Annotated in this window: 14 protein-coding genes; 5 read left to right on the top strand and 9 right to left on the bottom strand. The window is 70.5% G+C overall.

The features are described 5' to 3' along the window. Positions 1–18: 18 nt before the first annotated feature. Positions 19–840: a glutamate racemase gene (gene murI, locus ACQPYK_RS09620; protein ID WP_433253279.1), complete on the bottom strand. Its 822-nt coding sequence runs from the start codon at positions 838–840 to the stop codon at positions 19–21. 68 nt (positions 841–908) lie between these two features. After that, positions 909–1700 (bottom strand): thioesterase family protein, encoded by a 792-nt coding sequence (locus tag ACQPYK_RS09615; RefSeq protein ID WP_433253277.1) that lies wholly within the window; start codon positions 1698–1700, stop codon positions 909–911. 151 nt (positions 1701–1851) lie between these two features. On the opposite strand from ACQPYK_RS09615, the gene ACQPYK_RS09610 reads away from it, so the two are divergent. Continuing rightward, positions 1852–2187: a hypothetical protein gene (locus ACQPYK_RS09610; protein WP_433253275.1), complete on the top strand. Its 336-nt coding sequence runs from the start codon at positions 1852–1854 to the stop codon at positions 2185–2187. Positions 2188–2289: 102 nt separating this feature from the next. Next, on the top strand, positions 2290–4143 hold the full coding sequence (locus tag ACQPYK_RS09605) for a DUF3352 domain-containing protein (protein ID WP_433253273.1): 1854 nt from the start codon (positions 2290–2292) through the stop codon (positions 4141–4143). Positions 4144–4422: 279 nt separating this feature from the next. Here ACQPYK_RS09605 and ACQPYK_RS09600 read toward each other — a convergent pair whose 3' ends face one another. From ACQPYK_RS09600 to clpS, 6 genes are all read right to left on the bottom strand, one after another. Beyond that, the gene (locus ACQPYK_RS09600) at positions 4423–5370 is read right to left on the bottom strand and encodes a PLP-dependent cysteine synthase family protein (protein WP_433253271.1); all 948 of its coding nucleotides are present in this window, start codon (positions 5368–5370) and stop codon (positions 4423–4425) included. An 82-nt stretch (positions 5371–5452) separates the two neighbouring features. Further along, positions 5453–5731 carry a MoaD/ThiS family protein gene (locus ACQPYK_RS09595; RefSeq protein ID WP_012888463.1) on the bottom strand — a complete coding sequence of 93 codons (279 nt, stop codon included), beginning with the start codon at positions 5729–5731 and terminating at the stop codon, positions 5453–5455. An 87-nt stretch (positions 5732–5818) separates the two neighbouring features. Further along, positions 5819–5956 (bottom strand): hypothetical protein, encoded by a 138-nt coding sequence (locus ACQPYK_RS09590; RefSeq protein ID WP_433253269.1) that lies wholly within the window; start codon positions 5954–5956, stop codon positions 5819–5821. An 87-nt stretch (positions 5957–6043) separates the two neighbouring features. Then, complete coding sequence (locus tag ACQPYK_RS09585; protein WP_433253267.1) at positions 6044–6460, bottom strand: Mov34/MPN/PAD-1 family protein; 417 nt, start codon at positions 6458–6460, stop codon at positions 6044–6046. A gap of 9 nt (positions 6461–6469) precedes the next feature. Further along, entirely contained in the window at positions 6470–6994 is a 525-nt protein-coding gene (locus ACQPYK_RS09580) for a DUF2017 domain-containing protein (protein WP_433253265.1), read from the bottom strand. Positions 6995–7085: 91 nt separating this feature from the next. Next, the gene (gene clpS / locus ACQPYK_RS09575; protein WP_433253263.1) at positions 7086–7355 is read right to left on the bottom strand and encodes an ATP-dependent Clp protease adapter ClpS; all 270 of its coding nucleotides are present in this window, start codon (positions 7353–7355) and stop codon (positions 7086–7088) included. A 64-nt stretch (positions 7356–7419) separates the two neighbouring features. Here clpS and ACQPYK_RS09570 point away from each other — a divergent pair, with 64 nt between their 5' ends. From ACQPYK_RS09570 to ACQPYK_RS09560, 3 genes are all read left to right on the top strand, one after another. Then, on the top strand, positions 7420–8703 hold the full coding sequence (locus ACQPYK_RS09570; protein ID WP_433253261.1) for a nicotinate phosphoribosyltransferase: 1284 nt from the start codon (positions 7420–7422) through the stop codon (positions 8701–8703). Between the two features lie 5 nt (positions 8704–8708). Next, positions 8709–9281: an isochorismatase family protein gene (locus tag ACQPYK_RS09565; protein ID WP_433253259.1), complete on the top strand. Its 573-nt coding sequence runs from the start codon at positions 8709–8711 to the stop codon at positions 9279–9281. Positions 9282–9528: 247 nt separating this feature from the next. Continuing rightward, complete coding sequence (locus tag ACQPYK_RS09560) at positions 9529–10101, top strand: hypothetical protein (protein ID WP_433253257.1); 573 nt, start codon at positions 9529–9531, stop codon at positions 10099–10101. A gap of 40 nt (positions 10102–10141) precedes the next feature. Here ACQPYK_RS09560 and ACQPYK_RS09555 read toward each other — a convergent pair whose 3' ends face one another. Further along, positions 10142–11893: a DEAD/DEAH box helicase gene (locus ACQPYK_RS09555; protein ID WP_433253255.1), complete on the bottom strand. Its 1752-nt coding sequence runs from the start codon at positions 11891–11893 to the stop codon at positions 10142–10144. Between the last annotated feature and the right edge of the window lie 125 nt (positions 11894–12018).

The raw sequence follows: 12018 nt of genomic DNA, 5'->3' as shown, positions 1-12018 counted from the left end.
TGCCGGTGACCGCCGTCTTCACGGGCGCTGCCCGTTTCCGGAGACCCCTCCCACCGCCGCGAGCTCGACCGCCTGGATCTCCGGTCCCAGGAAGCGCCGCCCGAGCTGCTCGAACAGTGCGGTGTCGCCGGTGGCGGCGAACCGGTGACGGGGGGTGCCGCCCGCGGCGGCCAGACCCCGGTCGTGCAGGACGCGGTAGACGTCCTTGGCCGTCTCCTCGGCGCTGGAGACCAGCGTGACGCCGTTTCCCGCGACGTAGGAGATGGGCGCCGACAGCAGCGGGTAGTGCGTGCACCCCAGGATCAGCGTGTCGCATCTGTTGTCCAGCACCGGTTGCATGTAGCCGCGGATGACCTCGATGAGCTCCTCGCTCATCGTCTCTCCGCGCTCCACGAACTCCACCAGCCGAGGCGCCGCCACGCCGGTCAACAGCACGTCGGGGGCGGCGGTGAACGCGTCGTGATAGGCCATCGACTCGATCGTGGCTCGGGTCCCGATCACCCCGACCCGACCGTTGCGGGTGGCCCGCACGGCACGACGCGTCGCCGGCTGGATCACCTCGACGACCGGCACGTCGTAGCGTTCGCGTGCGTCCCGCAGCACCGCCGCGCTGGCGCTGTTGCACGCGATCACCAGCATCTTGACGTCGTGCTCGACGAGGTGATCCATCACCTCGAGCGTGTAGGCGCGGAGCTGAGCGATGGACTTGGGGCCGTACGGCTGCCGCGCCGTGTCGGCCACATAGAAGATCGACTCGTTGGGCAGCTGATCCATGATCGCCCTGGCCACCGTGAGGCCGCCCACACCGCTGTCAAAGATCCCGATACTCGCTTGCGACATGGTTCCCAAGGTTAGGCGACCTGGGACGACCGCTCATGGTAAGAATCCTCACAACGCTGATTCGTGGCTCAGCCTCTACCCACCCGGGCGAGCTGGCGGCACTGGGCGACCAGCCGGCCGGCGGAGTCCCAGACCTCGACCTCCTCGTCGAACCAGCCGTCACTGATCATCCGGCCGCTGCCCAGCAGGGTGAGCCAGCCGGGAGCGGGCAGGGCGCGCAGGTGCCAGGTGAGGTCGACGGTGGGGGCCCAGCCTCGGGCGCCCGCGGAGAAGACCACCGGCGGCAGAGCGTCCACGGCCAGCGCCAGCACGTAGGGGTCGGGATCCTGCGGCTCGGCCATCCGGAAGTAGGCGCGGGCCTCGGGACGGCCGGTGGGCCTGCCGTCGAGCCAGGCGACGGTGGGCGGGTCGAACGCCATCTCCATCTGCGCGTTGAGCGTCATGTTCGACTCGGGTTTGGGGTCGGGCAGCTTGACGCACCGCTCGATGGGCGGCATGGCCGCCGAGGGGCCGTCCGTCCAGTCGGGGACGACGTCACCCAAGGTCGCCGTCGTGACAAGAGTCTCGATGAAGGAGGTGTCGTTCTGGATCAGGGTCGCCCGGGTCATCGCGGCGGTACGGCCGGCCTTGATCCGCTCCAGTCGCACCCGGGCGGGGCCGGGCACGGGCGCGCGCAGGAACTGGGCGCTGGTGGTCACCGGATGCTCGTGCGGGGAGGCGTCCACCACGGCGCGCAGCAGCACGGCCATCAGGTAGCCGCCGTTGAGCGGCCCGCCGATCGAGTATCCGGGATCCAGGCACACGTCGTAGGTGGTCTCGTCCACCCGGATGGCCTGTGTCGCCTCGTCGAATTTCGTCATCCACGCTCCCGAACCTTGTTCTAGAGCGTTTACTTTACCGAGCCCGCGCGCCTCACGCTCCCCCGGCCTTCGACGCGTGCCGCTACCTGGGAAAACACATCCACACTGAGAGACTGATAACCATTTTCCACGGGGTTTTCGGGGGCACGGCATGGCAGGAGTCGGTGATCTCATCGGTCAGTCGGTATGGGACTCGGAGGGGGTGTGGGTGGGGCAGGTGGTGGACGTCCGGATGGCGAGGAACCGCAGGGGCACCTTCGGCATGCAGCAGCAGTTCACGGTCTCCGGCCTGGTCGTCTCGCACCGGCGGTCCCCGGTGATGCTGGGACTCACCCGCGACCCGGGCAACCGGACGAGCTGGCTGTTCAAACTCGTGTTCCGCGTGCTCTACAGCGGCAGCAGCTTCGTCTCGTGGGATGCGGTGGCCGCCACGGGCAACGGCGAGATCGTGCTCAGGAAGCCCACCAAGGCGCTGCAACGGGTCTGATCGTTTACGGCCGGACGACGGCCGGTTTAGATTAATGCAAGCCGCTTGCTAGCAATGTGCACTAACTTCTCCATACCCGAGAAGTCCACATTGTGAGTGAGTATGCCTGCCAATAATCCCCCCGACCAGCCGCCCGCACCGGATCAGCAGCCCGACCGGACGATCGCCTATCGTCCGCAGCAGTACGGCCAGCAGCAGCCCCCGGCCTACCCTCAGCAAGGCGGTTACCCGCAGCAGAACGCGGGGGGGTACCAGCAGCCCGGATACGAGCAGCAGGCCCACGGCCAGCAGGGCGGATACCAGCAGCAGGCCTACGGCCAGCAGGGCGGATACCAGCAGGGACAGCCCGGATACCCCGGCCAGCCCGGTCAGCCCGGATCCCCACAGGGACAGCCCGGTCAGGCCGGATACCCCGGCCAGCCCGGATACCAGCAGGACTACGGCCAGCAGCCCGGCTGGCAGCAGCACAACACCGAGATTCTCGGCTTGGGAGAGCCGACGGCCCCGCCCGCCCGCAAGGGCGGCAAGGGCTGGCTGCTCGCGGTGGTCGCCGCCCTGGTCGTGGTCCTCGTGGGCGGCGGTGGCGCCTTCGCCGTCAACCTGCTCAGCGGCGGCGGCACCCAGCCGCACGACGTGCTGCCCGGCAACGCCATCGGCTACGTGCGTCTCGACTTCGACCCGGCCGCCAACCAGAAGCTGGCGCTGTTCCAGATCGCCCGCAGGTTCACCGTCACCAAGGACTCCTTCACCGGCGACGACCCGCGCCAGGCGCTGTTCGACCTGGCGAAGAAGGACTCCGGCAGCCTCCGCGACGTGAACTACGCCGCCGACGTGCAGCCATGGCTCGGAGACCGCGTCGGCATGGCCGCGCTCACCCCGGCCGAAAGCGGCGGGACGCCCGGCTTCGTGGTGGCCGTCCAGGTGACCGACGAGGCCAAGGCGAAGGCCGGGATCGCCAAGCTGATGAACGGTGAGAAGTACGGCATCGCCTTCCGCGAGGACTACGCCCTGCTCACCGCCACCCAGGCGGAGGCCGACCAGGCCGCCCAGGCGGCGCCGCTGGCCGACAACGCCGGCTTCTCCGACGATCTGAACGCCCTCGGCGAGACCGGCGTGCTCTCCTTCTGGGTCGACGCCGGCAAGATCGCCCAGGTCGCCCCCGAGCTGGCCACCACCCAGAACCCCGCGGCCCTCGCACAACTCAAGAACGCCCGCCTGGCCGGTGCGCTCCGCTTCGACGGCCAGTACGTCGAGCTGGCCGGCATCAGCCGTGGCGCGCAGGCACTGGAGGGGGTGGAGGCGCCCGAGACCACCGGGATCGGCCGGCTCCCGGCCTCCACCGCCGGCGCGATCTCGATCTCCGGCCTCGGCGACGTGATCGGCAAGCAGTGGGCCCAGCTCATGCAGGCGGCCGACCAGGCCGGCGGCGGCGGGAGCTTCCAGCAGTTCGCCGAGCAGGCCCAGCAGAAGTACGGGCTGGCGCTCCCCGCCGACCTGGTGACGCTGCTCGGCAAGAACATCACCCTGGCCGTGGACGCCAACGGCCTCGACGGTGACCAGCCCAAGTTCGGCGCCCGCATCGTCACCGACCCGGCCAAGGCGCAGGAGGTCGTCGGAAAGATCGAGAAGTTCATCGCCGAGTCGGGCACCGCCGTCCCGCAGCTCGCCAAGCTCCCCGGTGACGGCGTCCTGGTGCTGGCCGGCTCCCCGGACTACGCCGCCGAGCTCGCCAAGGAAGGCGGCCTGGCCGACGACGAGACCTTCAAGACCGCGATCCCCGACGCCGACGCGGCGACCTTCGCCGCCTACGTCGACCTGAACAAGGTGGAGAAGCTCTACCTGCAGGGCCTGCAGGGTGACGACAGGGCCAACCTCCAGCAGCTGCGCGCCGTCGGCATGAGCGGAACGCAGTCGGGCAGCGAGGCCTCCTTCTCCCTGCGCGTCCTGTTCGACTGATCACCGTCGGCGAAGACGGCGAGGGCGGGCGTCCCGGTGGGGCGCCCGCCCTCGGCCTTGCGGCCTCATGGCCCTGTGACTCCGTGGCCCTGCGACTTTGCGACCCTCGCGACTTTGCGACTTTGTGGCCTTTGCGACCTCGCGGCCCTTGCGACTTTGCGACTTTGTGGCCTTTGCGACCTCGCGGCCCTTGCGACCTCGCAGCTTCCGGCCGCCCGGTGACGCCTGACCTCGCACCACCCCGTGACCGGGCGGTCCCGTCCGGCACGAGGGACCGGCTCAGGCCCAGAGCTGGCCTTCGAGTCGTTCCTCGGCCTCGTCCAGGGTGCCCTCGTAGGCGCCGGTGGACAGGTATTTCCAGCCGCCGTCCGCCACCACGAACACGATGTCGGCCCGCTCGGCGGCCTTGACCGCCTTGCTCGCCATGCCGAGCGCGCCGTGCAGGGCGGCTCCGGTGGAGACGCCGGCGAAGATGCCCTCGGTGGCCAGCAGTTCCCTTGTGCGCCGCAGGGCGTCGGCGGAGGAGACCGAGAACCGGGTGGTCAGGACTTCGGGGTCGTAGAGCTCGGGGATGAAGCCCTCGTCCACGTTGCGCAGGCCGTACACCAGCTCGCCGTAACGGGGCTCGGCGGCCACGATCTTCACGTCGGGGACGCGCTCGCGCAGGAACCGGCCGACGCCCATCAGGGTGCCGGTGGTCCCGAGGCCCGCCACGAAGTGGGTGACGGTCGGCAGGTCCGTGAGGATCTCCGGCCCCGTCGTCTCGTAGTGGGAGCGCCAGTTGGCGGGGTTGCCGTACTGGTAGAGCATCACCCAGTCCGGATTTTCGGCGGCCAGGCCCTTGGCGACCCGGACCGCCTCGTTGGAACCGCCGGCCGCAGGCGAGGAGATGATCTCCGCTCCCCACATCCGCAGGAGCTGGCGGCGCTCCTCCGAGGTGTTCTCCGGCATCACGCAGATCAGCTTGTAGCCCTTGAGCCGGGCGGACATCGCCAGCGAGATGCCCGTGTTGCCGCTGGTGGGTTCGAGGATCGTGCAGCCGGGCCGGAGCAGGCCGTCCTTCTCCGCCTGCTCGATCATCCACAGCGCCGGACGGTCCTTGATCGAACCGGTCGGGTTGCGGTCTTCCAGCTTGGCCCAGATCCGCACGTCCTCCGACGGGGACAGGCGGGGCAGGCCGACCAGGGGGGTGCGGCCCACGGAATCGATCAGTGAGTCAAAGCGCATGGTTCACGGCTTCCGCCTCGTGTTGACAAACGGGAAACACCGGCGGTGCCGCCGGCCCGTCGAGGCCGGCGGCACCGCTCCGCTAGCGGGAGCCGCCCGCCACGGCCGGCAGGACGGTGACCGTGTCGCCGTCGGAGAGCGGGGTCTCCAGGCCGCCCAGGAAGCGGACGTCCTCGTCGTTCAGGTAGACGTTCACGAAGCGGCGCAGCGCGCCCTTGTCGATCAGGCGGTCCTTGAGCCCCGGGTGCCGGGACTCCAGGTCGCCGATCAGCTCGTCGAGCGTCGCGCCCTTGGCGTCGACGGCCTTGGCGCCGTCGGTGTAGGTGCGCAGGATGGTCGGAATGCGAACCTCGATGGCCATCGCGGGTCAATCTCCTTGTGTCGTCATGGGAGTGCCGCCCACCGGATCAGAACACCGGCGGGCGCGAAGGGATTCCGGAACTGCCGGTCAGCGACAGTCGTAGACGACGACGGAGGGAGTGTGCGCGAACAGGAAGTTCTGCACGGCCGCGAGACCCGCGCCCCGGGCCCGCGCGCCGATACGTGAGAGCACGACGTCCTCCAGGCTCGGGTCAACGGTCGACATGGTCATCAGCTTACCCAAAGGGGCGATTCGCCTCACGGCCGGATCGGCCGCGGGGCACAGGACAGGTCACAGGTCACAGGTCACAGGTCACACCGAGGTGATCGTGACCTCCTCCTCCTGCACCACGCCGTCGACGATCCGGTAGGAGCGCAACTCCGCCTCCTCGCCCAGCTCCTCGCGGGTGGAGACCAGCACGTAGTGGGCGTTCGGCTCGGAGGCGTAGGAGATGTCGGTGCGCGAGGGATAGGCCTCGGTCGCGGTGTGAGAGTGGTAGATGACCACCGGTTCCTCGTCGCGGTCGTCCATCTCGCGCCAGACCCGCAGCTGTTCCAGCGAGTCGAAGCGGTAGAAGGTGGGCGATCGCTCGGCGTTCTCCATCGCGACGAACCGCTCGGGAGAATCGGAGCCGATCGGCCCGGCGATCACGCCGCAGGCCTCGTCCGGGTGGTCGGCCCGGGCATGCGCGATGATCTTGTCAACCAGTTCCCGAGAGATCGTGAGCATGCCAGGAAGTTACCAAAGGGCGCGGACCAGCGTGTCCTGGAGGTAGGTCAGCCAGTCGTAGGTGACGTACGCCGGATAGCGCGGGTCGTCCTCCTTCATCTGGGCGATCTCGTCGTGGACCTCCTCGGTCACCTCGAGCCGGGTGCCGAGCGCGAGCCGTACGTCGTTCAGCGCGCGCATCCACGCCTGCGCCTGTTCCCGGGTGAGCTCGACCCGTCCGGGCTCGGCGCTGTCGAGCATGGTCTGCGCGTCGGCCCGCTTGCCGTCGCGCAGGGTCGCCTCGGTGTAGCGGCGGAACTCGGCGGACTGCTCGGTGTCCTCGTAGGCCGAGGGGAACAGCCGGGCCAGCACCGGATCGGCGGACTGCTCGGAGGGGCCGATGCCGAGCGCGCGCTCCAGCGGGTCGTCGCCGGTCTCCCCCGGCTCGATCAGCCCGAGGATCTGAGAGACCAGCGAACGCAGGATCGAGACCTCGGCGGCGTCGAAGACAGTGATCACGCTGCCCTTGCGCCCCCGCTTGAACCCTGAACTCACCGCTCGTTCCCCGCTTCCCGCTCGCTTCCCGCGGAATCCGCTCCACGCGTCGCGCGGGAGAGCGCGAGACGGGCCGCGCCGGATCCGCCCCTCATGAATCCCGCTGCACGGTGGCCCACAGACCATAGGAGTGCATGATCTGCACGTCGCGCTCCATCTCCTCGCGCGTGCCGCTGGACACCACGGCCCTGCCCTTCTGGTGCACGTCGAGCATGAGTTTCTCCGCCTTCTCCCGCGAGTAACCGAAGACGGACTGGAAGACATACGTGACGTACGACATCAGGTTGACCGGGTCGTTCCAGACGATCGTCAGCCATGGCAGATCGGGCCGCACGTCGGTTGACGGACGCTCGACCTCCATTGGAGCGGTGCTACCCACATACACCAGTCTGCCCTACCGCGGGCTTAGTCTTCGACTCGTGACGATGAGCATGAGCACGGCGTTGCTGACAGATCACTATGAGCTGACAATGCTGCAGGCGGCACTGCGCAGTGGCGCCGGGTCGCGACGCGCGGTGTTCGAGGTGTTCGCCCGCCAGCTGCCCGGCGGGCGACGTTACGGGGTGGTCGCCGGAATCGGCCGGGTGCTGGAGGCGCTGGAGAGCTTCCGGTTCGGCGACGAGGAGCTCGCGTTCCTGCGCGACAACCAGATCGTCGACGCCTCCACCCTCGACTTCCTCGCCGGCTACCGCTTCACCGGCAGCCTGTACGGCTACCGCGAGGGCGAGTGCTATTTCCCCGGCTCCCCCATTCTGACCGTGGAGGGCACGTTCGCCGAGGCCGTGCTTTTGGAGACGGTGGTCCTGTCGATCCTCAACCACGACTGCGCGATCGCCACCGCGGCCTCCCGCATGGTCCGCGCCGCCGGGTCCAGGCCGCTGATCGAGATGGGCTCGCGACGCACCCACGAGATGGCGGCCGTGGCCGCCGCGCGAGCCGCCTACCTGAGCGGATTCTCCGCCACCTCCAACCTGATGGCCCGCCACCGCTACGGCGTGCCGACCGCCGGGACCGCGGCCCACGCGTTCACGCTGCTGCACGATTCGGAGCGGCAGGCCTTCCAGGCCCAGATCGACTCGCTGGGCACGGGCACCACCCTGCTCGTCGACACCTACGACGTGGCGGAGGCCGTGCGGACCGGCGTGGAGCTGGCCGGCCCCGACCTGGGCGCCATCCGGCTGGACTCCGGCGATCTGGGCGAGGTCGCCCACGCGGTCCGCGGGCAGCTCGACGCGCTGGGTGCCGCCAAGACACGGATCCTCGTCACCAGCGACCTGGACGAATACGCGATCGCGGCGCTGTCGGCCGCCCCGGTGGACGCCTACGGCGTCGGCACCTCGCTGGTCACCGGCTCCGGCGTGCCGACGGCCGCGCTGGTCTACAAGCTCGTCGTCCGGGAGGACGCCCAGGGGGTCATGCAGCCGGTGGCCAAACGGTCGGTGGGAAAGCCCAGCCGGGGTGGCCGCAAGGAGGCCTTCCGGCAGCTCGACCCGGCGGGCACGGCCGTCGGCGAGCTCGTCATCGTCACCGGCGAGCGACCCGAGGAGGCCCGGCCGCTCCAGGCCGAGCTGGTCCGCGACGGCGAGATCGTCGGCCGGGAGGGCCTCGAAGCGGGCCGCCGCCGGCACCGCGAGGCCGTCGCCGAGCTGCCCGCCGAGGCCCACCAGCTGTCCCGGGGCTATGCCGCCATTCCGACCGTGTTTGACTAGCCTTCATGGCAACCGCACTGATCATCGTCGATGTCCAGAACGACTTCTGCGAGGGTGGCAGCCTGCCGGTGGGCGGCGGTGCCGAGGTTGCCGCCGCCATCTCCCGGCACGCCGCCTCGCACGACTACGACCATGTCGTGGCCACCCGTGACTTCCACGTCGACCCCGGCGCCCACTTCGCCACCGAACCCGACTACGCGAGCTCCTGGCCCGTCCACTGCGTGGCCGGGACCCCGGGCGCGGACTTCCACCCCGCCTTCGACACCGCCAAGGTCGAGGAGGTCTTCAGCAAGGGCTCCCGCGCCGCCGCCTACAGCGGTTTCGAGGGCAGCGCCCCCGACGGCACGAGCCTGGCCGACTGGCTCGCCCGGCGCCGGGTGAGCGCGGTGGACGTGGTCGGCATCGCCATCGACCACTGCGTGCGCGCCACCGCCCTGGACGCGATCGGCCACGGTCTGGCCGTACGGGTGCTGCTGGACCTGACCGCCGGGGTGGCCAGGCCGACCACGGAGGCCGCGCTGGCCGAGCTCGGCGCCGCCGGAGCCCGGCTCAGCGGCGAGCCGGTGCTCCGCTCCTGAAGCAGGCGACGGCTCTCCCGACGCCGACGGCCGGCTCCCGGAACGGGCCACCGCTCTCCCGACGCCGACGGCCGGCTCCCGGAACGGGCCACCGCTCTCCCAAGCCGGCGGTCCGAGCCGGCGGCCGGTGGTCAGGTGCCGGAAGGGACCACAGGCGGGTCACGAAACTTCCAATACGGCCGCCACTCCATGCGATAAGAGTATTACGGAGAGTCGTAATCCTCTGATCTCACGGTGGTGACCGCCCATGCTCGCGCTCGGTGTCTCCTGGCTGATCCTGGCCCCCATGTGCCTGTGGCTGTTGCTGCGCGGCAGAGGCTCGGCCCGGCTGGGCGGCGTGGTCGCGCTGGCCGGGTTGGAGGCGGCCACGATCTGGGTCAACAGCACGACCGGCGCGCCACCCGCCCCGACCGCGCGAAAGGCGGCCGTGACCGCCCCGACCGCGCGGGAGGCGGCCGTGACCGCCCCGGCGGCGGTGCGTGCGGCCGGGCACGCCGCCTGCGCCACCCGGCTGCCCGCTCCCGAGCGGGCGCAGCCGGCTTCGCGCCGGGGCGAGGTGCGCGCCGTACGGCTCTCCTGGACGGCCGTGGCGGGCGAGTGCGACACCGCGACCGTCGTCCTGCGCCGCGACAGGCGCGACGTCAGAGTCTGGCTGCACGAGGGGCCCATGAAGCACCGGCCCGCCGACGCCCGGACCGTCCCGGTGAGCGTGGCGGACGGGACGGCCTCCGTGGAGATGCGTCTGGCGCCCCCGCTGCCCGGCGGGGAGGCGTTCAGGACGATCGACGGCCGGACCGGGCGGCCGATCGTCCCGCGCTGACGGCCGGACCGGGCGGCCGATCGCCCCGCGCCGAGCGGGCCTAGTGCGACCGCTGGGTGGCCCAGTGACGGATCTTGTCGATCCGCTCCTGGACCTGCTCGGCGGTGGCCTGTGCGATGGCCGGGCCGCCGCAGGCCCGGCGAAGCTCGGCGTGGATGACGCCGTGGGGCTGGCCGGTGCGGTGGTTCCATGCGCCGACCAGGCCGTTGAGCTCCTTGCGGAGGTTGGCGATGAGCTCGTGCGGGGCGAGCTGGGGCTCCTTGGGCTCGGGCTTGTTCCGCTTGGCCTTGAGCTGGTCGGACTGGCGCTTGCTCAGCAGGGTCCGCACCTGGTCGGGCTCCAGCAGGCCGGGCAGCCCGAGGAAGTCCTCCTCCTCGGGCGAGCCGGGCTCGGCTGTGGTGCCGAACTCGCCGCCGTCGAAGAGCACCCGGTCGAAGGTGGCGACCGCCTCGAGCGTCTCGAAGGGCAGCTCGTCCCCCAGGACGTCGGGGTTGTCCTTCTTACGCTGGGCGTCGTCGAGGAGGAAGTCGTCGAGCCCCTCCTCGGGCAGGTTGCGGTCGAGCACGTGGTCACGCTCGGCCTCCATCTCCCCGGCCAGCCCCATCAGGGTCGGCACCGAGGGCAGGAACACCGAGGCGGTCTCGCCCCGCTTGCGCGCCCGGACGAAACGGCCCACGGCCTGGGCGAAGAACAGCGGGGTCGAGGTGCTCGTGGCGTAGACCCCGACCGCCAGGCGGGGGATGTCGACGCCCTCGGAGACCATCCGGACCGCGACGAGCCAGCGGTCCTGGGAGGCGGAGAACTGTTTGATCTTCTTCGACGCCTCGGGATCGTCGGAGAGCACGACCGTGGCGCCCTCACCGGTGATCGCGCGAATGTGCTTGGCGTAGGCGCGGGCCGTCTCGTGGTCGGTGGCGATGACCAGGGCGCCGGCGTCGGGCACTCCCCTGCGCACCTCGGTCAGGCGCCTGTCGGCCGCCCGGAGCACCTGCCGGATCCAGTCGCCCTTGGGGTCGAGCGCGGCCTTCCACGCCTGGCCGAGCTGGTCCTTGGTGAGCGGGGTGCCGAGGGTGGCGGCGATCTCGTCGCCCGCCCGGGTCCGCCAGCGCATCTCGCCGGCATAGGCCAGGAAGATGACCGGCCGGACGACACCGTCGGCGAGCGCCGGGCCGTAGCCGTAGGAGTAGTCGGAGACGCTGCGCCGGACGCCCTCGCCGTCTTCCATGTAGGTGACGAACGGGATCGGGTTGACGTCGGATCGGAACGGGGTGCCGGTCAGCGCCAGGCGCCGCGCGGCGGGCTCGAACGCCTCGCGCACCCCGTCGCCCCAGGACTTCGCGTCACCCGCGTGGTGGATCTCGTCGAAGATGACGAGCGTCTTGCGCGCCTCGGTCCGGGCGCGGTGCAGCGCCGGGTGCATCGAGATCTGGGCGTAGGTGACGGCCACCCCGGCGTAGTCCCGCGAGGTCGCGCCCTGGCTGTTCTTGAACTCGGGGTCGATGGCGATGCCGACTCTGGACGCGGCGTCGGCCCACTGCTGCTTGAGGTGCTCGGTGGGTGTGACGATCGTCACAGCCCGGATGATCCCCCGCGACAGGAGATCGCTGACGATGCGCAGCGCGAAGGTCGTCTTGCCCGCACCGGGTGTGGCGACCGCCAGGAAGTCGCGTGGCTCGCGCCTGCAGTAGAGGTCAAAGGCCTCCTGCTGCCAGGCACGGAGCTTCGGCGCGGTGCCCCAGGCGGCACGGTCCGGATACGAGGGGGACAGGTGGGATGCGGCGGAAGTGCTCACAGTGTCCCCAGAGTAATCTGAGTCGCCGACAAGACGTGCCGATCCGGCGAGATGCTCGCCAAGGTCACCTCCGCGTGCTAAAGGTCTTCCACTCCCGTACGGCCGCGCCGCCCGGCATCCGGCGC

Origin of the sequence: Streptosporangium sp. CA-135522 (assembly GCF_050949235.1) — a bacterium.
Lineage (GTDB): Bacteria > Actinomycetota > Actinomycetes > Streptosporangiales > Streptosporangiaceae > Streptosporangium.
Note: the sequence above shows the minus strand (reverse complement) of the source record. Positions and strands in the feature narration are given on the sequence as shown.